The sequence below is a fragment of the Actinomadura citrea genome (genome assembly GCF_013409045.1).
Lineage (GTDB): Bacteria > Actinomycetota > Actinomycetes > Streptosporangiales > Streptosporangiaceae > Spirillospora > Spirillospora citrea.
The window spans coordinates 5,846,723-5,872,056 of sequence record NZ_JACCBT010000001.1 but is presented as its reverse complement, the minus strand read 5'-3'; the positions used below and the strand labels follow the sequence as shown (position 1 = coordinate 5,872,056).

Genomic DNA, 25,334 nt, shown 5'->3' with positions numbered 1-25,334 from the left:
TTGGCGACCGCCCCACGGCGGCACGCGGCCCCAACGCCTCCATACGATGACAGAGGAGGCGGTGAGGTTCTAGCGCGGGCCGTCCGATCTCGTCTCAGTGGAAGTTCCGGGCCCGGACGCGGCCGGGGACCGGCAGGCGTCGCAGCCGGGTCGCGCGCACGTTCACGACCCCGTCCACGCGCTCCAGGCGGCCGCTGACCAGCAGCGCCTGCGAGTCGACGGCGAGGCCGCGGTGCCGCTGGAACACCTGCGGCGGGCACACCACGTTGATGATGCCGGTCTCGTCCTCCAGGGTCATGAACACGATGCCGCCGGCCGTCGGCGGGCGCTGCCGGTGGGTGACGAGCCCGGCGACGACGACGTTGGTCTCGCCCGGCGTCCCCGCGAGCCGCGCGGACGGCAGCGCGCCCAGCTCGTCCAGCGCCTCCCGGACGTGCGCGACCGGATGGGTGTGGGAGACGCCGGTCGCCCACAGGTCGGCGAGGGTCTCCTCGATCGGCGTCATGGCGGGGAGGGCGGGAGCGGACGCGCCCGGTGTGACGCCCTCGATCCGCCCCGGTCCGGAACCCGCCAGCGCGCCCGCCGCCCAGAGCGCCTCGCGCCGCGACAGGCCGAACCGGTCGAACGCGCCCGCCGTGGCGAGCGCCTCCAGGGCACCGGCCGACAGCGGCACGCGGCGGGCGAGGTCCTCCATGCTCGTGTAGGGGCGTCCCTCCGCGATGGCCTCGGCGGTGTCGTCACCCAGGTTGCGGATGCCCGACAGCCCCAGCCGTATCGCCGGCTGCGGCGCGGCGGGCGCGTGGGGATGGCCGGAGTCGACCTCGACGGGCTCCTCCAGAGTGGGATGGACGCCGCTGGCGTTGATGTCCACGCCCCGGACCACGACACCGTGCCGCCGGGCGTCGGCGAGGAGGCTCTGCGGGCTGTAGAACCCCATCGGCTGGTTGCGCACCAGGGCCGCGGTGAACGCGGCGGGGTGGTGGCGCTTCAGCCAGGCGCTCGCGTACACCAGATGGGCGAAGCTCTGCGCGTGCGACTCGGGGAACCCGAACCCGGTGAAGCCGAGGATCTTCTCGTACACGCTCTCCGCGATGGGGGCCGGGATGCCGCGCTCGGCCATCCCGTCGAGCAGCCGCCGCCTCAGCCGCTCGACGCGCTCGGGGGCGCGCTTGGCGCCCATCGCCTGCCGGAGCTGGTCGGACTCGGCCGGAGTGAAGCCCGCGCAGTCGACGGCGAGCTGCATCATCTGCTCCTGGAACAGCGGCACGCCGAGCGTCCGGGACAGGGCCGGCTCCATCAGCGGGTGCGGGCACTCGGCGGGCTCCAGGCCCTTGCGGCGCCGCAGGTAGGGGTGCACGGACCCGCCCTGGATCGGCCCCGGCCTGATCAGCGCCACCTCCACCACCAGGTCGTAGAACTCGCGGGGCTTGAGGCGGGGCAGCGTCGCCATCTGCGCCCGCGACTCGACCTGGAACACCCCGACCGTGTCGGCGTCGCACAGCATGTCGTAGACCTCCGGGTCGTCCGGGGGGATCGACTGGAGGTCGTGCCGGCGCCCGTGGTGCTCGGCCACCAGGTCGAAGCAGTCGTGCAGCGCCGCGAGCATCCCGAGGCCGAGGAGGTCGAACTTGACCAGGCCGGCCGCAGCGCAGTCGTCCTTGTCCCACTGCAGGACGCTGCGGCCCGGCATCGCCGCCCACTCGATCGGGCAGATCTCCCCGACGGGCCGGTCCGCGATGATCATGCCGCCGGAGTGGATGCCGAGGTGGCGGGGGAGCGCCAGCATCCGCTCCGCCAGTTCCCTCACCGGCGCCGGGATGCCGGTCTCCGTCCCGACCGGGTCGCGCGGGTCGATGCTCTTCGACCACGCGTCCTGCTGGCCGGGGGAGAAGCCGAGGGCGCGTGCCGCGTCCCGGACGGCCATGCGCGGGCGGTAGCTGATGACGTTCGCGACCTGCGCGGTCCGCTCCCGCCCGTACTTCTCGTAGACGTACTGGATGGCCTCCTCGCGGCGCCGGTGCTCGATGTCCAGATCGATGTCGGGCGGGCCGTCCCGCCCGGGCGACAGGAACCGCTCGAACAGCAGGCCGTGCCGGACGGCGTCGACCCCGGTGATGCCGAGCGCGTAGCAGACCGCCGAGTTGGCCGCCGACCCCCGCCCCTGGCACAGGATCCCCCTGCTCCGGCAGAACTCCACGATGTCGTGCACGATCAGGAAGTAGCCGGGGAAGCGGAGCTGCTCGATGACGTCCAGCTCCCGGGCGATCTGCTCGTAGGCGCCGGAGATCCGCTCCCGCTCGGGCGGCCCGTACCGCTGGAGCGCGCCCTCCTTCACCAGGAGCCGCAGCCAGCTCGCCTCGTCGTGCCCGTCGGGGACGGGCCAGTCGGGCAGCCGGGGCGCGACCACGTCGAAGTCGAAGCGGCACTCGTCCGCCAGCGCGACCGTCCGCTCGCGTACTCCGGGGAACCGGGCCAGCCGTCTCGCCATCTCCGCGCCGCCGCGCAGGTGCGCGGTGCCGCTCGCGGGAAGCCAGCCGACCATGTCGTCCAGGCCGCGCCGGGCCCGGACGGCGGCCATGGCCTGCGCGAGCCGCGCGTCGGCGCCGGGCGCGGCGAAGTGCACGTTGTTGGACGCCACCACGTCCACCCGGGCCCGGCGCGCCAGCTCGAACAGGGCGTCGTTGCGCAGGTCGTCGTCGGGCTGGTCGTGGTCGACCAGCTCGACGAACACGTTCTCGCGGCCGTAGGCGCCGACCAGCTCGCGCAGCTCCCGTTCCGCCGCGTCCGGGCCGCCCGCCTCCAGCGCGGCCGGGACCGGGCCCTTCCGGCAGCCGGTGAGGACGGCCCAGTGGCCGCCGTGCGCACCGGCCAGCGCCTCCACGTCGTACACGGGACGGCCCTTGCGCCCGCCCGCGAGCTGCGCGGACGTGATCGCCGAGCAGAGCCGCGCGTACCCGGGGGCGCCCCGGGCGAGGACCAGCAGGTGCCGGCCCGCGGGGTCGGGCTCGCCGGTCCGCGGCCCGGGCAGGCCGAGGCCCAGCTCCGCGCCGAACACCGTGCCGATCCCGGCCTCGCGCGCGGCCTGCGCGAACTGCACGGCCCCGTACATCCCGTCGTGGTCGGTGACCGCCATCGCCCGCACGCCGAGCCGCGCCGCCTCGGCGACCAGCGACCCGGGGTCGCTCGCACCGTCCAGGAAGCTGAACGAGGAGTGGACGTGCAGCTCCGCCCACGGCACCTCCGCCTCGGCGCGGCGGGGCGCGCCGGCCGGCTCCGGCGGCGGCTCGGGCGCCCGCTCGCCGGGCCGCCACGACAGCCGCTCCTCGAACTCCCGCCACGGGATCGGCGGATTGTGCCATCCCATCAGCCGAGGTGCCCATGGGTCATGGACGGCCGCTCAGTCATAAACCGCCTCGACGTGCCAGCGCCCGCCCTCGACGGCGAGCAGGTAGGCGGCGCCGTCGTCGGTGGTGACCTGGAACCGGGCGCGGCGGCGCGCGGCGGCCGGGTCCCACCAGCGCTCGTCCGCCGGCCACGGGCCGGTCCAGCCGGTCACGGCGGCGGGACGCCCGCGCACGGAGAGCGTCGCGGGCGGCGCGGACACCTCACACCGCGCCGACACCACGACCGCCGCGCCGGACGCGTCGGCCAGCTCGGCGGGAGCCGGCGCCGCCGGGACGACCGCCGGCGCGGGCCCGGAGACGCTCCCGGGCCACGGCCCCTCGCTCGGCTCGGCGGGGGCCAGGTCGCCGACCGGGACGCGGACGACCCGCTCACCCGGCCCGCGCCCGCCCACCAGCACGGGCCGCGCGATCCCGTGGTGGCCGAGCAGCGCCTGGATCCGGTCGGCCGCCCGCGCGATGCGGTCGGTGACGGTGGTGCGCCCCCAGAGCCCCTCCTGGCGTCCGAGGTCGGGGACGAGCTGGTCGGGCGCCAGCTCGACCCACGTCACGCCGCCCCAGCCGTCCTCGCCGCCCCCGTCCTGCCCGGCCGGCCGGTGGGCCGACAGCTGCCACCGCACCCGCTCGGCGACGGCCAGCGCCGACAGCCCGTCGTGCCGCCACAGCCGCCGCAGGACGTGCCCGTCGGCGAACCCGACCGCGACCTCCAGCCGGACGCACGCCAGCCCGCCCGCCGCGAGGCCCTCGTGCAGCTCGCCCGCGAGCCGCTTCGCCGCGAACACGACCCGCTCCGCCTGCTCGGCGGGCGGGTCGAAGCCGCCGCGCACCGACAGGTCGGCGGCGGCGCGGACCGGCGCGAGCGGGCGCGGTTCCTCGCCCCGCGCCAGCCGGTGCGCGAGCGCCCCGTCCGTGCCGAACCGGCCCGCGACGTGCCCGGACGGCAGCGCCGCGAAGGCGCCGAGGGTATTGACGCCGAGCCGTCGCAGCAGGTCGGCCAGCTCCGGCCGGTCGAGCACCGACAGCGGGTACGGCGCGAGGAACGCCGCCGCGCCGCCCTCGGGCACCACGACGCCGCCCTGCCCCGCACGCGCCGCCAGCTCGGCCGCGAACAGCCCGTCCGCGACGCCCGAACCGCAGTCGTGGCCGGCCTCGACGACCGTGTCCTGCACCAGGACGCGCAGCGCGTCCTCGCCCCCGTAGAACCGGGCGGGGCCGCGCGCCGGGATCGCGCAGAGCCCCGGCCGCACCACCTCCACGCGCGGCGTCAGCTCCGCGACGGCCTGCGCGACCGCCTCGAAGCGCCGTCCCTCCGCGTCGGTGTCGCGTTCGCGCACCACCAGTTCGGGACACCGCCGCTGGGCGTCGCGGAGCCGCTGCCCGCGCCGCACCCCCTCGGCGCGCGCCGCCGCCGAGCAGGCCGCCACCCGCCCCTGCACGACCACGGCGCCCGGTGCCGCCGCGTCGATCCCGACCGCGGTGACCGGCCAGTCCGGGCACCACGCCACGAGGACCCTGGTCACGCGATCCCCTCCTCGGCCGGCACCCGCACGAGCGGCGGGGGGCCGGACGGCCGCGGGTGGACGGGCGCGCCGGCGGCCACGGAGCCGGGCACGAGTTCCAGCGGCGGCCGCGCGGTCTCCACCGGCCGGACGGTGCCGTCGGCCGCGGGGAGCCAGAGGGCCGCGCGGCGGCCGGAACCGGGGGCGTCGCGGCCCTCGGCGACGACCTGGACGCGGCGGCCGGTGAGCCGGCCGTGCCCCTCGGCCAGGCCCTCCCAGACCGGGTCCTCCACGCGGAGGCGGAGCCGGGTGCCGGGCCAGTCGCGGGCGAACGCGCCGGTCAGCGTGAGGACGCAGCCGTGCTTGCGGGCCAGCGCCGACAGCCGGCGCACCGCGGCGGCGCCGGGCCGCTCCGGCGGGCACAGCAGGACCAGCTCGACGGCCTCGGCCAGGGCGGCGACCACGTCCGGCCAGTGGTCGCCGGGCTCGTCGACGAGCAGCAGCCGCTCGGGCGCGGCGCCCATGCCCGCCGCGGCGGCCACGCCGAAGCCGGGCAGGCCGACGACGGCGCACCAGCCGCCGGCGCCGTCCTCGCCGCCGTGCCGGGACACGCCCGCGGCGAGCGCGACGCCGAGAGAGGCGGCGCCGGGACCGTCAAGCCCGACCACCGAGCCTGGACGCAGCCCGCCGCCGGGGACCACGGTCCGCAGCGCGGGCAGCACCGGCACCGTCGCGTGCGGCGCCGCCGCTCCGGCGCCCTTGAGCGCCGCCGGTCCGGTGTCCTCCAGCACCGCCGCAAGATCCCGCAGGGCCGCCTCCGGCACGCTCGCCCTCCTCTCACCGCCTCCCGCACAAATCTCGAACACAAGTTCGACTGTGTCAAGTTGTCGCAGGTCACGCGGCGGAGCCGGCAGCGCCGAAAGCCTGATAGGGGCGGGCTTCACGGCATTTTTGTGCATGATGGAGACATGACGATCGATGCGCCGACCATCGAATGGACGGGCGACGCCCTGCGGCTGCTGGACCAGACCGTCCTGCCCCACCGGGTGGAGTTCCTCGCGGTTCAGGACGTCGACGCACTCGTGGACGCGATCCGGCGGCTGGTGGTGCGGGGCGCCCCCGCGCTGGGCGTGGCGGGCGCGTTCGGCGTCGCCATCGCGGTCCGCCAGGCCGCGCGCGAGGGCTGGGACGGCGCCGGACGCGACGCCGCGATCGCCCGCGTCCGGGAGGCCCGCCCGACGGCGGTGAACCTGGCCGCGGGGGTGGACCGGGTCCTGCCGTTCGTTCCGCGGGGCGCCGACGCGGTGGCGGCCGAGGCCCAGGCCCTGCTGGACGAGGACGTGCGCGGCAACCGGGCCATCGGGGCCTTCGGCGCCGACTGGATCCTCGCCCGGGTCGGGGACCGGCCCCTGCGCGTCCTGACGCACTGCAACGCCGGCTCGCTCGCCACCGCCGGCTGGGGGACGGCCCTCGGCGTCGTCCGGGAACTGCACGGCCGGGGACGCGTCGAGCTCGTCTACGCGGACGAGACCCGCCCCCTCCTGCAGGGCGCGCGGCTCACCGCGTGGGAGCTCGACCAGGCCGGCATCCCCTGCCTGGTGCAGGCGGACGGGGCCGCGCCGAGCACCGTCCTGCGCGGCCTGGTGGACGTCGCGGTCATCGGCGCCGACCGGATCGCCGCCAACGGCGACACCGCCAACAAGATCGGCTCGGTCGGCGTGGCGCTGGCCTGCCGGGAGGCCGGGATCCCGCTGGTGGTCGCCGCGCCGTGGAGCACGGTCGACCTCGCGCTCCCCGACGGCGCGGGCGTGCCGATCGAGGAGCGCGACGCCGGGGAGATCCTGGCCTGGGGCGGCGCGCGGACCGCCCCGGACCGGGTGGGCGCGTTCAACCCCGCGTTCGACGTCACTCCCGCCCGCCTCGTGACCGCGCTGGTCACCGAGACGGGCGTGCTGGAGGTCGCGGCGGGCGCGACGCCCGCCCGGCGGGCCGCCGCCGGATCCGGCCGGGGCCGGTACTAGCGCGGGCGGGCGGTCAGAAGTACGTGCCGAACAGGTCCGTGGCCGGCCAGGTCGTCACCGCGTTCGCGACCTTGTGCAGCGGGGCGCTGAAGTCGTCGTAGTCGTAGGTGAGCCCGGACGGGTCGTCGCGCTGGTCGAACAGCAGCGCCCAGGTCACGCCGTCGTAGCGGCGCGTCACGATCGTGCTGGTCCCGTCGAGGGCACCGGAGTGCCAGGTGTTCCGGCCTCCCGTCACGTCGCGCACGTACCAGCCGAAGCCGTAGTAGGACCCGCCCGAGTTCAGGCCCGTCTCCGGCTTGGCGAAGATCGAGGCGATCGAGGAGGAGTTCAGGACGCTCGTCCCGCCGTCGTGGATCTGGGTGAAGCGCACGTAGTCGACGGCGGACGCGAGCCAGCCGCCCATCGGGGTGCGGTTCTCCACGTTGAACGTGCCGTAGGGGGCCGGGAGGGTCGTCCCGGCCTCGTCGAACACCGACGGTCCGGTCCGCTGCGAGAAGTAGGGCACCTCCCCGGGCGCGCGGTCGGCCTTCAAGGACGTACCTGGCCGCATCCGGGTGATCCCCAAGGGGCCCAGCACGTTCTGCTGGACGTACTGCTCGTAACCCGTCCCCGCGACCTTGCCGATGATCTGGCCGAGCAGCAGGTATCCGTAGTTGCTGTAGGCGAAGGTGGTGCCGGGGTCGTGGTCGAGTTTCAGGCCCGTCCCGTACTGCACCATGTGCTCCCGGCCGATCGGCAGCGGCACGCCCAGCAGTTTCGCCGTGGCGCGGTCGCGGTAGGTCGGGTCGCCGGAGATGTCGCGGTCCCAGCCGCCTAGGTGCTGCAGCAGCCGCCGCACCGTCACCTGGCCGAGGCGCGGGTCGGGGGACTGGCCGGGCGGCGGCGTCAGTGTCAGGAGGTCCGTCACGCGTGCCGACAGGCTGAGCCGGCCGTCCTGGACGAGCCGGGCGACCGCCGTCGCCGTGACGGCCTTGCTGAGGCTGGCGAGCCGGAACAGCGACGTCGGCTGGACCTTGAGCGAGGTGTCGTCGCTCCAGGTGTAGCCGCGCGCGAGCACGAGCTTGCCCTTGCGCATGACGGCGAGTGCTCCGCACGGGATGTTCCGGGCCTGCATCAGCGACTTCACGGCCGTGTCGAAGCCGCCGAGCCCGGCGCCCGCCGTCCCGGAGACCTGCCACGTCCGCGCGCCCGCCCGCGTCGCCGCCTGCTGGGACGGCGTCCCGCAGCCGCCCGCGAGCGCGGGCACCGCGAGGCCGAGCCCCGCGGATCCCATGAGCCTGCCGAAGTCCCGCCGACTGAGCCCCTGCCCCACCGCGTCCCCCTCCAGATCGCCCGGCCCCACATGATCGAAATGGGGTGAGCAGGGAAGTTAACATGATCTTGGGGTGAGGCGGCCGGTTTCCTGGAGATACCGCCGGGCCGATCGGCCATCATGGTGACCGTGCCGACCTCCCCGAACCCCCCCGCCGCGCCGCGTCCGGCGGAGCTGGAGGCGGTGCTGGAACGGATCACCTACGCCAACGAGGACACCGGCTACACCGTCGCGCGCGTCGCGACCGCCAAGGGCGGTCCCGACCTGCTCACCGTCGTGGGCGCGCTGCTCGGCGCGCAGGTGGGGGAGAGCCTGCGCCTGGTCGGGCGGTGGCGCTCGCATCCGAAGTACGGCAAGCAGTTCGAGGTCGACTCCTACACGACCGTCCTGCCGGCGACGATCCAGGGCATCCGCCGCTACCTCGGCTCCGGCATGATCAAGGGCATCGGCCCGGTGATGGCCGACCGGATGGTCGTGCACTTCGGCACCGACATCCTGCGCGTCATCGAGGAGGAGCCCGAGCGCCTCGTCGAGGTCCAGGGCCTCGGCCCCAAGCGCACCAGGCGGATCGGGGAGGCCTGGCAGGAGCAGAAGGCCATCAAGGAGGTGATGGTCTTCCTGCAGGGCGTCGGCGTCTCCACGTCCCTCGCGGTCCGCGTCTACAAGCAGTACGGGGACGCCTCGATCGACACCGTCCGCAAGCGGCCGTACCAGCTCGCGTCGGACGTGTGGGGCATCGGGTTCAAGACCGCCGACACCATCGCGCAGGCCGTCGGCATCCCGCACGACAGCCCCGAGCGGATCAAGGCGGGCCTGCAGTACACGCTGTCGGAGGCCGCCGACGACGGGCACTGCTTCCTGCCCGAGCCCAACCTCGTCACGGCGGCGGAGAAGATCCTCGGCGTCGGGCGCGAGCTGATCGTCCCGGCGCTGGACGAGCTGGCGGGCGAGGAGGGCGTCGTCCGGGAGCCCATCCCCGGGGACGGCGAGGACGCCGCGACGATCCCGGCGGTGTACCTCGTCCCGTTCCACCGGGCCGAGCGCTCCCTGGCCCGCGGGCTGCTGGAGCTGCTCGACGCCCCCGCCGACCGGCTCAAGGCGTTCGCCGGCGTCGACTGGGACAGGGCGCTGCCGTGGCTCAAGCAGCGCACCGGCCAGGCGCTCGCCCCCGAGCAGGAGGACGCCGTCAAGCTCGCGCTGACGTCGAAGGTGGCCGTGCTGACCGGCGGCCCCGGCTGCGGCAAGAGCTTCACCGTCCGCTCGGTGGTGGAGCTGGCCGCCGCCAAGCACGCCAAGATCGTTTTGGTGGCTCCGACCGGCCGGGCCGCCAAGCGGCTCGCCGAGCTGACCGGGCACGAGGCCGCGACCGTGCACCGGCTGCTCCAGCTCCAGCCGGGCGGCGACCCCAAGTTCGACCAGGACAACCCCCTGGACGCCGACCTGGTCGTCGTCGACGAGTGCTCCATGGTCGACCTGATCCTGGCCAACAAGCTGGTGAGGGCCATCCCGCGCGGCGCGCACCTGCTGCTCGTCGGGGACGTCGACCAGCTCCCGTCCGTCGGCGCGGGCGAGGTGCTGGCCGACCTGCTCGGCGCCGAGGTCGTCCCGCGCGTCCGGCTGACCAGGATCTTCCGGCAGGCGCAGCAGTCGGGCATCGTCGTCAACGCGCACCGCGTCAACTCCGGCGACCACCCCCACACCCGCGGCTACCCCGACTTCTTCCTGTTCCCCTGCGACGAGCAGGACGAGGCCGCCGAGCTGACGGTGGACGTCGTCGCCCACCGCATCCCGCGCAGGTTCGGCCTCGACCCGCGCCGCGACGTCCAGGTCCTCGCCCCGATGCACCGTGGCGCCGCCGGCGCCGGCACGCTGAACTCCCTGCTGCAGGAGAAGCTGACCCCGCATGACGACGCCCGTCCCGAGCGCCGCTACGGCGGCCGCGTGTTCCGCGTCGGCGACAAGGTCACCCAGCTGCGCAACAACTACGACAAGGGCGAGGCCGGCGTCTTCAACGGCACCGTCGGCGTCGTCACGTCCGTGTCCCTGGAGGAGCAGTCACTGACCGTCGTGACCGACGAGGACGAGAGCGTCGACTACGCCTTCGACGAACTGGACGAGCTCGCCCACGCGTACGCGATCACGATCCACCGCTCGCAGGGCAGCGAGTACCCGGCCGTCGTCATCCCGCTCACCACCGGCGCGTGGATGATGCTGCGCCGCAACCTCCTGTACACCGGCATCACCCGGGCCAAGAAGCTCGTGGTCCTCGTCGGGTCGCGCCGGGCCCTCGCCGCCGCCGTCCGCACCGCCGGCGCGGGCCGCCGCCACACCGCCCTGGCCCACCGCCTCTCTCAGCGGTAGCGCGCCAGTTCCCAGGGGTCGTGGGCGCAGAACACCTCGACCTCGCCGCCGCGCGCCAGCTCCCGCAGCCGCGCCACGTTCGCGAGCCGCAGCTCCCGGTCGACCTCGCCGCCCGCCTGGACGAGCTCCATCAGCGGATGCGCGACCGGCTCGGGGCGGTCGACCTCCCCGTGGTACATGTACGCGTCCCCCGCGTGCAGCAGCCAGCGGGCACCGTCGCGGACCGCCACGCCCGCGTGTCCCGGCGTGTGGCCGCCGAGCGGCACCAGCAGGATGTCCTCGGGCACGCCCTCCAGCGACCGGACGCCCTCGAAGCCGTGCCAGGTCTCGCCTTCGGCGCCCGCGTAGGCGACCCACTTCGGGCCGTGGGCGAGCTGCGCCGGGGTCTTGCCGCCGTCGGCGAGCTCCGCCTCGAACAGGTGCACCGCCGCGTCCGGGAAGTCGCTCAGCCCGCCCGCGTGGTCGCGGTGCAGGTGCGTGGGGACGACGTGCCGGACGTCGGCGGCCGCGTACCCGAGCCCCTCGACCTGCCGGACGGCCGTCGCGGACGGGTCGAGCGTCGGCCCCGCCATCTCCACCCAGTCGTCCAGCAGCCGCTCGGACGGGCGCTCGATGTCGCCGAGTCCGATCCCGGCGTCCACGAGCACGAGCCCGGCCGAGTCGGTCTCCACCAGCAGCACGTGGCCCACGGCCCCCGCAGGGCGCAGCGGGCTCTGCGGCCCGTCGGCCGGTTCGATCTCCCGCATGGGGGCGCAGTCGAGATGGTGAACGCGCATCGGTGCTCCTTCAGATTCAGATCAGGTCGGCGAGCTGGCGGGTGACCTCGTGGATGACGGACACGTCCCGCCGGACGCGGGCGAGCATGACGGCGCCCTGGACCGACGACAGGACGAGCGCGGCCAGTGGATCGGCACGCTCGTCCGGCACGCCCCAGCCGCGCAGGGCCATCGCGATCCCGCCCTGCCATTCGGTGTAGGTGCCGTCGCAGGCGGCGCGGATGGTCTCGCTCTCGGCGGCCGTCTCCAGCGCCACCGTCGCGACCGGGCATCCCTTGCCGAAGTCGGACTCCAGCAGGGCGCGCGCGAAGTGGTCGCCGAGGGCCGCCAGCCCCGCCCGCCCGTCCGGCGCGGCGACGAGCGCCCCCGCGAGCGCCTCGCCCACCGCGCGGCCGGACAGCGCGACCGACTCCGACGCGAGCTGCTCCTTGCCGTCCGGGAAGTGGAAGTACAGCGAGCCCTTCGGCGCCCCGCTCTGCGCGAGGACCTGGTTGAGCCCGGTGCCGTGGTAACCCTGCCGCTGGAACAGCTCCGCCGCCGTCCGCAGCACGCGTTCACGCGTCTCGCCCCGAGGTGCCATGGGGCGATTCTAGGTAGACTGGTCTAATAGTTCAAGGGCGGAGTGCGGCGTGCAGCGCCTCCACGGCCTCGCGGAGCCGGGCGCGCGGCTCCGCGGTGCGGACCAGGCCGTCCTCGCCCACGTCGGGCCGGATCACCGGGATCCGCGCGCACGCGGCCTCGACGATCTCGGTGCCCGCGTAGCCGAGCACCTTGCGCAGCGAGGCGTGCGCGTCGCCGCCGCCCGTGGGCGCGGCGGGGGAGGCCACGTTCAGCCAGGCGACGGGCTTCTCGTAGATCTCGCCGCCGCCGATCGTCCAGTCGAGCAGGTTCTTGAAGGAGCCGGGCAGCGCGCCCGCGTACTCCGGGGTGCAGATCAGCAGGGCGTCCGCGGCGCCGATCGCCGCGCGCAGGTCCGCGACGGCCGGGTGCAGCGGCTCGCGGTCGTCGTCGGGATTGAAGTGCGGCAGGTCGCCCATGCCGGCGTAGAGCGTCGCGTCCAGCCCGTCCGGCGCCACGGCCCGCGCGGTGCGCAGCGCCGCCTCGTTCGTGGACCCCTTGCGCAGGCTCCCGCAGAGCATCAGCACGTTCGTCATGATCGTCAGGCTACGCGTCAGTCCCGGGCGGTCAGCCGGTCGAGGCGCAGGCCCGTGAAGGCGTCGGCGGTGACGCCGCGGGCGCGCTCGGACCAGACCAGGTGGTCGTGGCGCGACCACAGCGGCATCGCGGGCATGTCGCGCAGCAGGGCGCTCTCGGCGAGGCGCGCGGGGATCACGCCCTCCTCCGGGGTGGCCGCGCGCTCGGCCTCGGTGAGCAGGCCGGACGCGTACTCGTCGTCGAAACCGGTTCCGGCGTCCAGGAGCGGCGCCAGCGCGGCGGCGGGCGCGGGGTAGGCGGCGGTGGTGTGGACGACGAAGGGGCCGTCCACCTCGTGGGAGTCCACGGCCGCGCGCAGGTCGGCGACGGGATGCGGGCGGGCGTCGAGCTTCAGTTCCTCGCCGAGCCCGTGCGCGACGGCCTTCACCCACGCGTCGTCGCCCCGGCCCGCCTCGTACCAGAGGTTCAGCGGGCCCTCCAGCCCGCCCGCGTCGGCCAGCGCGGCGACCGCCGCCTTGGAGTCGTGGACGCACAACCGGCACTGCCCGTCGCGGTGACCGGGGCGGATGCCCGGCGCGACGAGCGAGTCGGCGGGGGAGTACTGGTGGCCGAGCGGCCCCTCCGTGACGGCGGACCGGTCGATCGCCATCGACAGCGCCGTCCGGACGGTCGGGGACGACAGCCGCTCCACCCGGGCCGGGAACGCCAGGTAGGTGACGTCGCGGCCGGGGACGGCGAGGTGCCGGTCGCCGAAGTCGGCCTCCATCGACTCGTGCCGGTCCGGCGGCACCAGCGTGGCGACGTCGAGCTCGCCGGCGCCGGCCGCGGCGTACTGGCGCTTCGCGTCCGGCATCGCCCTGACGACCACGGACCGGCCCTCGCCCGAGCGGCGCCGCAGAACGATCTCCCGCGCGCTCCGCGACCTCACCTGGAAGAGGCCGTTGCCGACCGGGGTGCGGCCGTAGGACGCCCAGTCGCGCGACGCGAGGACGCTCTCGGGCATCGGGAAGAACGCCGGGTCGCCGAGGAGGGCGGGGAACCCGTTCAGCGGGCGGTCCAGCGTCACCTCGAAGGTCCGGTCGTCCTTCACCTTCAGGCCCGGCACCCCGTCCTCGCCCGCGCGGGCGCCCTTGACGCGGGCGACCTCGGTGAACAGCCGGGACCCGGCCCAGCGCTCGCGCAGCACGGCCGTCCAGGCGCCGGTGAACGAGCGGGACGTGACGGGCGAGCCGTCCTGGAAGGTCGCGCCGGGACGGAGCCGGACCGTCCAGACGCGCCGGTCCGGGCTGGTGACCGACGCGGCGGCGGCGTTCGCGGGCGCGCCGGTCTTCGGGTCGTAGGAGACCAGGCCCGTCCACACTGCGTTCGCGATCATCCGGCCGGATGCGTCGCGCACGTCGCCGGGCAGCAGCGTCGCGGGGGCCGCGGCGCCGACCGAGATCCGCGGGTCGGCGGGCTCGCTCCAGGCCTTCAGGGCCGCGACCGGCGCCACGAGCACCACCACGGCGCCGGCGACCAGGGCGGCGGTGCGGGCTGAGCTCTTCACTGGCCTCTCCCGGGAGCTGGGCGACCCCAGGGGAGGGTAGACCACGTTGTCAGGTCTCACCAGTCCTTACGGTGCTGAGTCCATTTCGTGACCGCCGACCTGTTGATCAAGTCGGCGGCGCCGGTCACACTGGCGCTTGCGAAGATCCGTTCCGTGGAGGCGCGATGCTCCCCCGCACATCCTTTCCCTCCGGACGCCTGCTGCAGGGCGGCGTCGCGGTCGCGGCGTCCGTGGCACTGACGGCCGGCAGCGCCTGGGCCTGCCCGCCCGAGCCGGAGAGCACCCAGACCAAGCAGGCCGCCGCCACCGCGGGCGAGGGCGCCGGCGGCCACGCCGGGCACTACCACCGCGCGGCCCCCGCGAGCACGAAGTCCGAGGCGGTCAAGGGCGTGCGGCGCGTCGGCGGCGTCTCCGACGCCAAGGGCGCCATCTCCCTGATGTTCATGGACTACGGCCAGGGCCGGCACAAGCGGACGATCATGTACGCGACCGGCGAGTTCGGGCTGAAGGCCTACGACGTCAGCGCCGACCCCCGCGTCCCCAAACTGGTCGGGCAGCTGAACATGCCCGGCATGTGGGAGACCGAGGACACCGACTTCGACCCCAAACGCAAGATCATCTACCTGTCCCGGGACCCGCGCGCGTTCGGCGGCACCACCGCCACCGGCGAGTCGGGCATCTACGTCGTGGACGCCTCCAAGCCGGAGAGCCTGCGCCAGCTCACCTACGTGACGGTGCCCGCGGGTCACACGACGACCTGCGTGAACGACTGCAAGTACCTGTGGACGGGCGGTCCCGCGAAGGCCAGCTGGATGCCCGCGGACTGGGGCGGGCGCCCCGTCTGGGTCACCGACGTCCGCAACCCGGCAAAGCCGAAGGTCCACAAGGACCCCATCGACACGGGCCGCAACGACGGCAAGACCGACTACACCCACGACATCCAGGTCGACTCCGACGGGGTCGCCTGGGCGTCGGGGCGCGGCGGCGTGCGCGGCTACCACACCACCGGCCGCCACTACGACCCGGTGGAGAAGAAGTGGCGCAAGGCCACCGCGGTCGACCCCGTCCCGTACGCGGGCGGTGGCCTGGACGAGGCCACCACCAACTCCACCTTCATGCACAACAGCTACCGGGCGGTCGGGCAGACCCGCGACCAGGCCGCCGACCCGCGCAGGTGGGGCAACGGGAAGCTGCTGTACGTCACCGAGGAGACGTTCAACGACGGCTGCGCCAACGACGGCCTGCTCGTCATCGCGTCGCTGAAGGGCTCCTACGGCGGTGAGGGCTGGCGGTCCACGCCGGAGCACAAGTTCCGGCTGAACACCGTCGCGACGTGGGGCGTGGCGGGCAAGGAGGGCAGCGATCCCGAGAGCACGGACTGCTCGGCGCACTACTTCGACGTGCGCGACGGCGTGATCGCCCAGTCGTTCTACTCGCAGGGCACCCGGTTCCTGGACGTCTCGGACCCGACGAACCCGCGGCAGGTCGCCTACTACCGCCCGGCGGACGCCGCGTCCTGGCAGCCGTACTGGCACGGCAAGTACGTCTACGTCGCCGACAACACCCGCGGCGTCGACGTCCTGGAGCCCACCTTCCGCTGACCGTCCCACCGGGGTCCGCGACCCCGCGCGAAGGCCCGTCCTCATCCCCCCGAGGGCGGGTCTTCGTCCTGTTCGGGCCGGTTGACGCGCGTTTCGGTCTCGCCTGCGCCGCGCTCGGCCGCCGCGACCGCGGACCCGGCCGCCCGGCGCAGCTGCTGCCCGGCCTGCTGGACGACCTGGACGGGCCGCTCGGGCAGGTGCCGCGAGGCGCCGCGGTGGCGCCGCCAGTGCTCGCGGGCGCGGGCGCGGTGCTCGACGCGCAGGTTCTCGATGAGCCGGTCGATGTCCATGGACACCTCCCCGTACAGCGGCCACAGGTCGCCGGCCGCGGCCCGCTCGTGCAGCCGCCGGGTGAGCCGGGCGCGGCGCTCGCGGGCCACGTCCACCCGCACCTCCAGCTCGTGCTCGGCGAGGAACGGCCGGGCGTCCCGGGTCAGGTCCGAGCGGGCCAGGCGGCCGTAGGAGGCGACGCTCGCGGCGATCCCGGCCAGCGCGTCGCCGAGCTCGCGGCGCAACTCGGCGTCGGTCAGCAGCCGGCCCCGGTCGCCGAGCCGCTCGTCGTCGGCCAGGGAGCGGGTCAGCCCGCGCAGCGACAGCGTGAAGTGCTCCAGCGTCTCCATGGCGTTGCGCAGCGCGACGCCGGCGTCGATGAGCCGCCGCGCCCGCGTCCGCGGGTTGAGCCGGACGCTCTCCTCGGCGGCGCCGAGCTCCCGGTCGGTGCGCCCGAGGTCGCGGGCGAGCCGCTCGGCGTCCGCCTGCCAGCGGGCCGCCTCGCCCTCGGTGCGCTCACCGCGCAGCCCGTCGGCGATGCCGGCGATCAGCTCCCGCAGCTTCTCGGTGACGTCCTGGACGGCCTCCTCCGCGGGCCGCACCCGCACCGTCGGCACCAGCAGCGTCGCCGCCAGCCCGGTGGCGGCGCCGATCAGCGTCTCCAGGACGCGGTCGGCGGCGCCCGCCTCGCTCGCCGAGCCCAGTGCGAAGATCAGCATCGCGGAGATCGGCGCCTCCAGCACATGCTCGCCGAGGCGCAGCACGTGCCCGATGACCAGGGCCGCGAGGATCGTCAGGCCGAGCGTCCACCAGGAGAACCCGATGGTGCCCGCGGCCAGCACCGCGATCAGCACCCCCGAGGTGACGGCGGCGACCCGCAGGACGCTCGCCTTGATCGTCTGGTAGACGGAGAACTGCACGACGAGCAGCGCGGTCAGCGGCGCCAGCAGCGGCTGCGGCCCGCCGGCGGGCAGCACCGTCAGGGCCAGCACGAACGACAGCGTGGCGGTGATCGTCAGGCGGGCGATGCGGTACGCGGTGGACCGCACCTCCGTCGCCACGCGCAGCGGCGAGCGGCCGCCGCGATCACCCTCGCCGGATCGGCGGCGCAAGAACACGAGCGACATGCGCACTGTCATTCCCGCAGGCGGGCAAAGGTCACAGGGATGGACAAAGATCACAAAACGGCGAGGTGTCGGGCCGCCGGCGCGGGACGCGGATCACTCCCGCCGGCGGGCGCGGAACGCGGCGACGTTCGTGCGGTTCGCGCAGGCCTCCGAGCAGAACCGGCGCCGGCCCGCCCGCGAGGTGTCGGCGTACACGCGGTCGCAGCCGTCGGCGGCGCAGACGCCCGTCCGGCCGAGCCCGTGCTCGACGATCAGCTCGGCGAGGTTCATCAGCGTGGTGGCGCGGAACCGCTCCACCAGCCGGGACGACGGCGGCGCGTAGTGCATGTGCAGGCCGTGCGGCTCGTGGTCGGCGAGGTGCGGGTGCATCGGGATCTCCAGCATCAGCCGGTTCAGCATCGCCGTCGCCTCCTCCAGCCGGCCCGCCTCGAAGAAGGGGCGCAGGACCCGCCCCCAGCGCCGGAGGTCGGCGGCGTCGGCGTCCTCGAACTCCTGCCAGAAGAACTGGTTCTCCCGCAGGACACGGCGCAGCGCGTCCGGGGAGTCGTCCCCCTCGGCGCTCGTCACGGCGTTGACCAGCGCGGCGGCGGCCGCCACCCCGTGACTCTTGTACCCAGTGATGCGCATTACCCGAGCCTCCGGTCCCGCAGCCGACCAGTAAATGTTAGGAGCGGTCACCTGCGCCCGCTGCAACCGCGGCCGGCCGCGGATGCGCGTCCGGCAGTTCGAGCCGCCCGCTCGTGGGGGCCCGGTCGCGGGCGGCCGGACGCGGCGGTGCGCCGGAGCGGCGCTAGTGCCGCCAGCGGGTGGCGGCGGCCACCTGCTGCGGCGTCGCCCCGTCCAGCAGCGCGATCTCCCCGCGCCGCACCGCCGCCACCGTGTCGGTGACGGCCTCGCCGAGCGCCTCGCGCAGGACGGCGTCGGCCTCGAACGCCGCGACCGACTCGGCCAGCGACGCCGGCAGCGGGGCGATGCCCCGCGCGGCGCGCTCCTCCTCCGCCAGGCCCGCGGGGTCCACCTCGACCGGCTCCGGCAGCCTCAGATCGGCGCCGAGGCCGTCCCGGCCGGCCGCGAGCAGCGCCGCCAGCAGCAGGTACGGGTTGGCGGCGGCGTCCAGGCACTTGACCTCCAGGTTCGCGGCGGTCGCCTGTTCGCCCTCGGCCCCCGTCACGAACCGCAGCGCGGCCTCGCGGTTCTCCAGCCCCCAGCACGCGAACGCGCCCGACCAGTGCGACGGGACCAGCCGCAGGTAGCTCGCCACCGACGGTGCGCCGACCGCGAGGAGCGCGGGCAGCCGGCGCAGGATGCCCGCGGCGAACGCCTCCCCGGCCGGCGTCATCCCGTACGGTCCGGGGCCGCCCGCCATCGCGTTCACCGCGCCGTCCGCCGTGCCGTCCCGCCACAGGCTGAGGTGGGCGTGCGCGCCGTTGCCGACCGAGTCGGCCTCGACCTTGGGGGAGAACGAGGCGGCCATCCCATGCCGGATCGTCACCGCCCGGATCGTCTCCCGGACGAGCACGGCGGTGTCGGCCGCGCCGACCGGGTCCTCGGCGGCCACGGACACCTCGTACTGCCCGACCGCGTACTCCGGGTGCAACTGGACGACCCTCACGCCCGTCGCCTTGAGCGACTCCAGGAGGTCGCGCAGGTAGCCGGCCAGCTCGGTGATCCGCGTCATCCCGTACGCGGGGCCCTTGCAGGCGGCGGAGAACTCCTCTCCGCCGCCGTCGGACACCGCCCACTCGATCTCGAACGCGGCCTTCACCGCGAAGCCGCGCCCGGCGAGCCGGTCCGCCTCGCGGCGGAGCAGGGCCCGCGCGTCCAGCGGGTGGACGGACCCGTCCTGGGCGTACCGGTGCGCGGGCGCGTGCGCCCAGCCCGGCAGCGCGGCCAGCGCGACGAGCCGGTCCAGGTCGGGGTGGAGCCGCAGGTCCCCGCTCGGGCCGCCGATGTGGCGCCCGGACACGATCGAGTCGTCCAGCAGGAACACGTCGAACACCGGGGACATCCCGACGCCCCACGCCGCGGCGTGCTCCAGCCGCTCCACCGGGACGGTCTTGGTGCGGGTGATCCCGCTGACGTCCACCCACGTCAGCGCGACCGCGACGATGCCCTCGCCGGCCAGCCTGCGCGCCGCCTCGGCCGCGCGGGCGCCGAGCCGGGCGCGCTCGTGCCCGTCCAGAGCCTGCTCTCCGGCGTCGCTTCCCTGGAGGGCGGTCTGAGAGGTGGGTTCCACGGTGGCTGGCTCCTGGTGGGGTGGCGGCGGAGGTGAACACGCTCCGTAAGGGCATCGTAGAGAGAACGCAGTCGTGTTTCAGGGAGGATGCGGGAGCCGTGCTGGAGTATCTGGAGTCGCTGCGGCTGGTCGACCACCACTGCCATGGCGTCCTCGGCAAGGACCTCGGCAGGACGGCGTTCGAGGAGACGCTCACCGAGGCGGAGACCGCGGGGCCGCCCGGCGTGAGCATGTTCGACACCCAGGTCGGGTTCGCGCTGCGGCGCTGGTGCCCGCCGATCCTGGACCTCGACGCCCACGCCGAGCCCGGCGAGTACCTGGCGCGCCGGGCCGAGCTGGGCGCCGCCGAGGTCAACCGGCGGTTCCTGGCCGCCGCCGGACTCGACGCGCTCTGCGTCGACACCGGCTACTCACCGGAGGTGATCCTCGACCCGCCTGGCCTCGGCCGGCTGGCCGGGGCGGAGGCGCACCAGATCGTCCGGCTGGAGTCCGTCGCGGAGCGGGCGGCGGCGGACGGCGTCCAGGCGGGCCGGTTCGCCGGCGAGGTGCGGTCCCGGCTCCAGGCCGCGGACGCCGTGGGGGCCAAGTCGATCGCCGCCTACCGGGCCGGGCTGGAGCTGTCGGGCGTGCGGCCGTCGGAGGCGGAGGTCGCCGGCGCGGCCGGGCGGCTGATGCTCGCGGCGGAGAGCAGCGGCGCCCCGCCGCGCGTGTGCGACGAGGTCCTGCACCGGTTCCTCGTCTGGTGCGCGGTGGACGCCGGGCTGCCCGTCCAGTTCCACGTCGGCTACGGGGACGCGGACGCCGACCTGCGCCGCGGCGACCCGCTGCTGCTCATCGAGCTGCTGCGCGCCATGGACCCCATCCCCGCGATGCTGCTGCACAACTACCCGTTCCACCGGCACGCCGGGTACCTGGCGCAGGTGCTGCCGAACGTGTACGTCGACGCGGGCCTGGCGACCCACAACCTCGGGCACCGCTCGCCCGCGCTCATCGCCGAGCTGCTGGAACTGGCGCCGTTCGGGAAGGTGCTGTACTCCTCGGACGCGTTCGGGCTGGCCGAGCTCTACCACCTCGGGGCGCTGCTGTTCCGGCGAGGGCTCGCCGGGTTCCTGGCCGGGGGAGTGGAGGACGGCGCCTGGACGGCCCGCGACGCCGAGCGGGTCGCGGGGCTGGTGGCCTACGGCAACGCCCGCCGGGTCTACGGTCTGGGGTGAGTCGATCTTCCGGGTGGAACCGGCGAACGGGAGGAACCGGGATGGCCGCACGTGAACGCCTGCTCGTCATCGGGGGCGACGCCGCGGGGATGAGCGCCGCGTCCCAGGCCCGCCGGCTGCGCGGCCCGGACGAGCTGGAGATCGTCGCCGTGGAGCGCGGGCACCACGCGTCCTACTCGGCGTGCGGCATCCCCTACTTCGTCGGCGGCGTGGTGGACGAGCTGGACGCGCTCGTCGCCCGCACGCCCGCCGAGTTCCGCGAGCGCGGCATCGACCTGCGGCTGCGCACCGAGGCCGTGGAGATCGACCCGGGCGGCGGCCGGGTGCGGATCCGGTCCCTCGACGGCGGCGGCGAGCGCTGGGAGCCCTACGACCAGCTCGTGATCGCGACCGGCGCCGTCCCCGCGCGCCCGGAGCTGCCCGGCGTGGACGCGAAGGGCGTCCACGGCGTGCAGATCCTCGACGACGGCGTGGCGATCCGCCGCGCCGTCGAGGAGGGGAGCCCGCGCAGCGCCGTCGTGGTGGGCGGCGGCTACATCGGCCTGGAGATGGCCGAGGCGATGGTGATGCGCGGCCTGGAGGTCTCGCTCGTGGACTTCGCCGACCAGCCGATGCGCACCCTCGACCCGGACATGGGCGCGATCGTCGCGGACGCGATGCGCGGCATCGGCGTGCGGCTGTACCTGGGGGAGCCGGTCGAGGGCTTCGACGCCTCCCCGGACGGGCACGTCACCGCGGTCCGCACGCGGGACCACACGCTGCCCGCGGACCTGGTCGTCCTCGGCCTCGGCGTGCGGCCGGCCTCCGGGCTGGCCGAGGACGCCGGGATCGAGACCGGCCCGACCGGCGGGATCGTCACCGACCGGCGGATGCGCACCCGCGCCGATCGGGTGTGGGCGGCGGGCGACTGCGTCGAGACACGCCACCTGGTGTCGGGCGCGCCGGTGGCGATCGCGCTCGGCACGCACGCCAACAAGCAGGGCCGCGTCGCCGGGATCAACATCGGCGGCGGCTACGCCACCTTCCCCGGCGTGGTCGGCACGGCCGTCTCCAAGATCTGCCGGGTGGAGGTCGCGCGGACCGGGCTGAACGAGGCCGAGGCGGCCGCGGCCGGGTTCGAGACGCTGAGCGTGGCCGTCGAGTCCACCACCCGGGCCGGCTACATCCCGGGCGCCGCCGCGATGACGACCAAACTGATCGCCGAGCGCCGCTCCGGCCGGCTGCTCGGTGCGCAGATCGTCGGCGAGGAGAACGCCGCCAAGCGCGTCGACGGCCTGGCGATCGCGCTGTGGAACGGGATGACGGTCGAGGAGATGACGGGACTCGACCTCGGTTACGCGCCGCCGTTCGCACCCGTCTGGGACCCCGTCCTGGTCGCCGCCCGCAAGGCCGCCGACGCCGTCGAGCAGGACATGCGCTCCGGATCTTGATCCCCTTTGTCGGTGATCTCCCCTACGGTGTGGGCTCATGGCGAGTGCGGGGCCGGTGGCGGCCGACGAGAGCACCTGGGAGATGCCGGACGCGTGGCGGCGGATCGCCCATCCCCGCCGGGACCGGCCGGGGCCGTGGCCGCGGGCGCGGACCGACGCCGCGGCGGCGGGGAGGGCGCGGGCGCTGGTGGAGGCCGCCCGAGCCGAGGTCGAGGACGTCCTCGCCCTGCCCGGCACGGCTCCCGAGCTGGCCGAGCACGGCCGCGCCCACCTGAAGGGCGAGGCGGACGCGCTGGGCGCGGCGGTGGTCGCGACCGTCGCGGTGTCCAAGCGCGGCCTGCTCGCAGTCGGCGGGAAGGACCCGTTCCGGGATGCGTGGGCCGCCGAGCACGGCCTGCCGTTCGCCGCGTGCGCCTTCGCCGAGCTGTGCGACGTCACGGCCGACTACCAGCAGGCGGGAAGCAAGGCGACCTGGACCGGTGCGCGGTGGGCCCGGCCGTCCGACTACCACGGCGGCTGGTGGGCGGAGGAGGGCGCGGCGCGGCACCTGCGCGCCCTGCTGGCCGCCGCCGACGACGACGTGTACGCCGCGGCCGTCGAGGAGCTGGCGGGCCGGCGCCGGACGCCGCTGCAGCGTCTGGTCGTCTCCTACCTGGTGCCGACCAGGCAGGACTGGGTGGACGAGGTCCGCGCCGACCCGGCGGTCATCGGCCTGCCGCCCCACTCGCAGCACCGGTGGATGCTCTTCTGCTCGCTCGGCGGGCCGGAGCAGGTCGATCCGGCCGCCCTGCCGCTCGGCTACTACGACCGGAGGACGAGCGTCGTCGCGACCCTCGTGGACGGCGTCGGGCCGTCCGGCGCGGTGCCGCTCGTGGCCGGGGCGCTGGAGGGCCGGTACACCGACACCGAGACGTACCGGAACCTGCTGGACGTGCTCGCCCGGCTGCCCGTGGACGAGGCGTTCCAGGCGCTCGTGGACCGGGTCCGCCACAAGTACGTCCAGCCCGCGGTGATCGCCGCCGCGCGAGCGTATCCGCGGCGGGCACTGCGCCTGCTCGCCCCGGCCGCGCGGACGCCGGAGGCGGAGGAGGTGCTGCGGGCGCACCTGCTCACCCATCCCGAGCTGGTGGAGGAGATGCTGCCGGAGCTTGCGGAGGAGTCGCGCGCGGCGATCGAGGCGCTTCGCAAGACCATCGTGCGGGTACCCGAGGCGCCCGCCGGCGCCCTGCCGCCGCTGCTCGCGGACCCGCCGTGGACCCGGCCCCGGACGAAGGCCAGGCCCATCGTCGTCAAGGACCTCGCCTCGCCCGGCACGCGCTCCATCATCTGGGAGCCCGGCGAGCGGGACGCCTGGACGCAGGACCTCCACCATCTCTGGCGATGGGCGAAACGCATGGAATGGCCCGTCCAGGTGGAGAAGTTCGAGAACGGGGCGCTGCCCGCCCACCAGCAGCCCATGCTGTTCATCGAGGCGCCCGAGGACCTCGTCCGCCCGCTCCTGGCGGGCTGGGAGCCGCCCGACCCGTGGTACGTGGACGAATGGTTGCGGGTCGTCGTCGCCCGGTTCGAGCTCGACGCGCTGGACCCGGCCGTCCACGCGGCCCGGCGCGACCCCGCGGGCGCGGGCGCCGTCCTCCTGCCGTTCCTGAGCGACGAGGTCGCGCGGCTCATGGCCGACTGGCTCGTCCGGCTCAAGCAGGCGGGCAGGACCGCGCAGACCTGGTTCCAGCGGCACGGCACGGGCGCCGTCCCGGCCCTGCTGCCGCCCGCTCTCGGCAAGGCGGGCGCCCAGCGCCGCGCCGCCGAGGCCGCGCTGCGGTTCGTCGCCGCCCGGCACGGCGCCGAGGCGGTCGTCACGGCTGCCCGCGTCCACGGCGACAGGGCGGCGGACGCGATCGAGGCTCTGGTCACGGCCGACCCGCTGGACGTCCTCCCGGCGAAACCGCCGCACGTCGGCGACTGGGCCGACGTGCGCCTGCTCCCGCAGATCCTGCTGCGCGGCCGCGAGCGGGCGCTGCCGGACGCCGCCGCGCGGCACGTTCTGACGATGCTCGCGATGTCCCGGCCCGGTGAGGTCTACGCGGGGGTGCCCGTGCTCCGCGGCGCATGTGATGAGGAGTCGCTCGCCGAGTTCGGCTGGCGGCTGTTCCGGCTGTGGGAGGCGCAGGGCGCGCCGTCGAAGGACGGGTGGGCGCTGGCGCAGCTCGGCCTGACCGGCGACGACGAGACCGTCCGCCGCCTGACCCCGGTGATCCGGGCGTGGCCCGGCGACGGCGGGCACGCCAAGGCCGTCGCCGGTCTGGACATCCTCGCCGCCATCGGCACCGACGTGGCGCTCATGCACCTGCACGGCGTCGCGCAGCGGGTGAAGTTCAAGGCGCTCAAGGCCAGGGCACGGGAGAAGATCGAGGAGGTCGCCGCCGGGCTGGAGCTGACCGCCGAGCAGCTCGCCGACCGGCTCGTGCCCGACTTCGGCCTGGACGCCGACGGGACCCTCACCCTCGACTACGGCCCGCGCCGCTTCGTCGTCGGCTTCGACGAGCAGCTCAAGCCGTACGTGGCGGATGAGAGCGGGGCCCGCCGCAAGGCGCTGCCCAAGCCCGGCGCCAAGGACGACCCCGAGCTCGCCCCGGCCGCCTACAAGGCGTTCTCGACGCTGAAGAAGGAGGTGCGGGCCGTCGCCGCCGACCAGCTCCGCCGCCTGGAGGCGTCCATGGTCGCGCAACGCCGCCGGCCCGTGCGGGAGTTCCGGGAGCTGCTGGCCGGGCACCCGCTCGTCCGGCACCTCGTCCGGCGCCTGGTGTGGCTCGCGTCCGACGGCCGGGGGACGATCGCGTTCCGCGTCGCGGAGGACGGCACGTTCGCCGACGTCGACGACGACGCCGTCACCCTCGCCGATCCGGCGGAGGTCCGGGTCGCGCATCCGGTCGACCTCGAAGGCTCGCTCGCCGCCTGGTCGGAGGTGTTCGCCGACTACGAGATCCTGCAGCCGTTCCCGCAGCTCGGACGTCCCGTCCACGCCCTGGCCGGCGACGAGGGGAGGAACGGCAGGCTCGAACGCTTCGAGGGCCTGACCGTCCCGGTCGGCAAGGTGCTCGGCCTGACCTCCCGCGGCTGGGACCGCGGCGGGCCCCAGGACGCGGGCATCGAACCCTTCATCTCCCGGAGGCTCCCCGGGGGCCGGTACATCGTCATCGACCTCGATCCCGGCATCGCCGTCGGCGCCGTGGACTCTCTGCCCGACCAGACGCTGGAGGCGGTCGGCCTGGCGAGCCGACCCGAGCAGCGGTGGCTCGGCGGCGGCGCCACGGGCTCCTTCGCCGACCTCGACCCGGTCACCGTGTCCGAGATCCTCGCCGACCTGGCGACGCTCACCTGAGAAGAG

17 protein-coding genes are annotated in these 25,334 nt (G+C 75.1%); 6 read left to right on the top strand and 11 right to left on the bottom strand.

What is annotated here, in order from left to right; all coding sequences use genetic code 11:
• Positions 1-94 precede the first annotated feature (94 nt).
• The 3 genes from BJ999_RS27260 to BJ999_RS42410 are packed head-to-tail and all read right to left on the bottom strand — an operon-like array spanning position 95 to position 5,724.
• The gene (locus tag BJ999_RS27260) at positions 95-3,364 is read right to left on the bottom strand and encodes an error-prone DNA polymerase (protein WP_179835911.1); all 3,270 of its coding nucleotides are present in this window, start codon (positions 3,362-3,364) and stop codon (positions 95-97) included.
• A gap of 33 nt (positions 3,365-3,397) precedes the next feature.
• Positions 3,398-4,921, bottom strand: a complete 1,524-nt coding sequence (locus BJ999_RS27255) for a DNA polymerase Y family protein (protein WP_179835910.1) — start codon at positions 4,919-4,921, stop codon at positions 3,398-3,400.
• Entirely contained in the window at positions 4,918-5,724 is an 807-nt protein-coding gene (locus BJ999_RS42410; protein WP_179835909.1) for a hypothetical protein, read from the bottom strand. The genes BJ999_RS27255 and BJ999_RS42410 overlap by 4 nt, the downstream gene beginning before the upstream one ends.
• Positions 5,725-5,868: 144 nt before the next feature.
• Here BJ999_RS42410 and mtnA point away from each other — a divergent pair, with 144 nt between their 5' ends.
• Complete coding sequence (gene mtnA, locus BJ999_RS27245; RefSeq protein ID WP_179835908.1) at positions 5,869-6,921, top strand: S-methyl-5-thioribose-1-phosphate isomerase; 1,053 nt, start codon at positions 5,869-5,871, stop codon at positions 6,919-6,921.
• Positions 6,922-6,934: 13 nt separating this feature from the next.
• Here mtnA and BJ999_RS27240 read toward each other — a convergent pair whose 3' ends face one another.
• Complete coding sequence (locus BJ999_RS27240; RefSeq protein ID WP_229810511.1) at positions 6,935-8,233, bottom strand: serine hydrolase domain-containing protein; 1,299 nt, start codon at positions 8,231-8,233, stop codon at positions 6,935-6,937.
• Between the two features lie 129 nt (positions 8,234-8,362).
• On the opposite strand from BJ999_RS27240, the gene recD2 reads away from it, so the two are divergent.
• Positions 8,363-10,594: an SF1B family DNA helicase RecD2 gene (recD2, locus tag BJ999_RS27235; RefSeq protein WP_373292804.1), complete on the top strand. Its 2,232-nt coding sequence runs from the start codon at positions 8,363-8,365 to the stop codon at positions 10,592-10,594.
• On the opposite strand, the gene BJ999_RS27230 is transcribed toward recD2, so the two are convergent.
• From BJ999_RS27230 to BJ999_RS27215, 4 genes are read right to left on the bottom strand one after another with little or no spacing between them, the layout of a single operon-like run.
• Positions 10,585-11,370, bottom strand: coding sequence for an MBL fold metallo-hydrolase (locus BJ999_RS27230; RefSeq protein WP_179835906.1), 786 nt, complete (start codon positions 11,368-11,370; stop codon positions 10,585-10,587). The genes recD2 and BJ999_RS27230 overlap by 10 nt on opposite strands.
• A gap of 16 nt (positions 11,371-11,386) precedes the next feature.
• On the bottom strand, positions 11,387-11,950 hold the full coding sequence (locus BJ999_RS27225; protein WP_179835905.1) for a TetR/AcrR family transcriptional regulator: 564 nt from the start codon (positions 11,948-11,950) through the stop codon (positions 11,387-11,389).
• Positions 11,951-11,981: 31 nt separating this feature from the next.
• A complete protein-coding gene (locus tag BJ999_RS27220) occupies positions 11,982-12,524 on the bottom strand; it encodes an NADPH-dependent FMN reductase (protein WP_179835904.1) in 543 nt (180 codons plus the stop codon).
• Positions 12,525-12,541: 17 nt separating this feature from the next.
• On the bottom strand, positions 12,542-14,071 hold the full coding sequence (locus tag BJ999_RS27215) for a peptide ABC transporter substrate-binding protein (RefSeq protein ID WP_179835903.1): 1,530 nt from the start codon (positions 14,069-14,071) through the stop codon (positions 12,542-12,544).
• Between the two features lie 164 nt (positions 14,072-14,235).
• Between BJ999_RS27215 and BJ999_RS27210 the strand changes: the two genes are divergently transcribed.
• Positions 14,236-15,672: an LVIVD repeat-containing protein gene (locus BJ999_RS27210; protein ID WP_179835902.1), complete on the top strand. Its 1,437-nt coding sequence runs from the start codon at positions 14,236-14,238 to the stop codon at positions 15,670-15,672.
• Between the two features lie 41 nt (positions 15,673-15,713).
• On the opposite strand, the gene BJ999_RS27205 is transcribed toward BJ999_RS27210, so the two are convergent.
• The 3 genes from BJ999_RS27205 to BJ999_RS27195 form a co-directional block, all read right to left on the bottom strand.
• Positions 15,714-17,069, bottom strand: a complete 1,356-nt coding sequence (locus BJ999_RS27205; protein ID WP_179835901.1) for an FUSC family protein — start codon at positions 17,067-17,069, stop codon at positions 15,714-15,716.
• Between the two features lie 93 nt (positions 17,070-17,162).
• Positions 17,163-17,696 (bottom strand): CGNR zinc finger domain-containing protein, encoded by a 534-nt coding sequence (locus BJ999_RS42405; RefSeq protein WP_229810510.1) that lies wholly within the window; start codon positions 17,694-17,696, stop codon positions 17,163-17,165.
• A gap of 163 nt (positions 17,697-17,859) precedes the next feature.
• Entirely contained in the window at positions 17,860-19,305 is a 1,446-nt protein-coding gene (locus BJ999_RS27195) for a type I glutamate--ammonia ligase (protein ID WP_218935257.1), read from the bottom strand.
• 98 nt (positions 19,306-19,403) lie between these two features.
• Between BJ999_RS27195 and BJ999_RS27190 the strand changes: the two genes are divergently transcribed.
• From BJ999_RS27190 to BJ999_RS27180, 3 genes are read left to right on the top strand one after another with little or no spacing between them, the layout of a single operon-like run.
• A complete protein-coding gene (locus BJ999_RS27190) occupies positions 19,404-20,519 on the top strand; it encodes an amidohydrolase family protein (RefSeq protein ID WP_179835900.1) in 1,116 nt (371 codons plus the stop codon).
• A gap of 41 nt (positions 20,520-20,560) precedes the next feature.
• Positions 20,561-21,949 (top strand): FAD-dependent oxidoreductase, encoded by a 1,389-nt coding sequence (locus tag BJ999_RS27185; protein WP_179835899.1) that lies wholly within the window; start codon positions 20,561-20,563, stop codon positions 21,947-21,949.
• Between the two features lie 37 nt (positions 21,950-21,986).
• Entirely contained in the window at positions 21,987-25,328 is a 3,342-nt protein-coding gene (locus BJ999_RS27180) for a DUF4132 domain-containing protein (RefSeq protein ID WP_179835898.1), read from the top strand.
• Positions 25,329-25,334: the final 6 nt, after the last annotated feature.

Coding starts and splice junctions, on each gene's coding strand:
- BJ999_RS27260 (WP_179835911.1), bottom strand. CDS start 3,364: ATGGGATGGCACAATCCGCCGATCCCGTGGCGGGAGTTCGAGGAGCGG.
- mtnA (WP_179835908.1), top strand. CDS start 5,869: ATGACGATCGATGCGCCGACCATCGAATGGACGGGCGACGCCCTGCGG.
- BJ999_RS27230 (WP_179835906.1), bottom strand. CDS start 11,370: ATGCGCGTTCACCATCTCGACTGCGCCCCCATGCGGGAGATCGAACCG.
- BJ999_RS27225 (WP_179835905.1), bottom strand. CDS start 11,950: ATGGCACCTCGGGGCGAGACGCGTGAACGCGTGCTGCGGACGGCGGCG.
- BJ999_RS27220 (WP_179835904.1), bottom strand. CDS start 12,524: ATGACGAACGTGCTGATGCTCTGCGGGAGCCTGCGCAAGGGGTCCACG.
- BJ999_RS27210 (WP_179835902.1), top strand. CDS start 14,236: ATGCTCCCCCGCACATCCTTTCCCTCCGGACGCCTGCTGCAGGGCGGC.
- BJ999_RS27205 (WP_179835901.1), bottom strand. CDS start 17,069: ATGTCGCTCGTGTTCTTGCGCCGCCGATCCGGCGAGGGTGATCGCGGC.
- BJ999_RS42405 (WP_229810510.1), bottom strand. CDS start 17,696: ATGCGCATCACTGGGTACAAGAGTCACGGGGTGGCGGCCGCCGCCGCG.
- BJ999_RS27185 (WP_179835899.1), top strand. CDS start 20,561: ATGGCCGCACGTGAACGCCTGCTCGTCATCGGGGGCGACGCCGCGGGG.
- BJ999_RS27180 (WP_179835898.1), top strand. CDS start 21,987: ATGGCGAGTGCGGGGCCGGTGGCGGCCGACGAGAGCACCTGGGAGATG.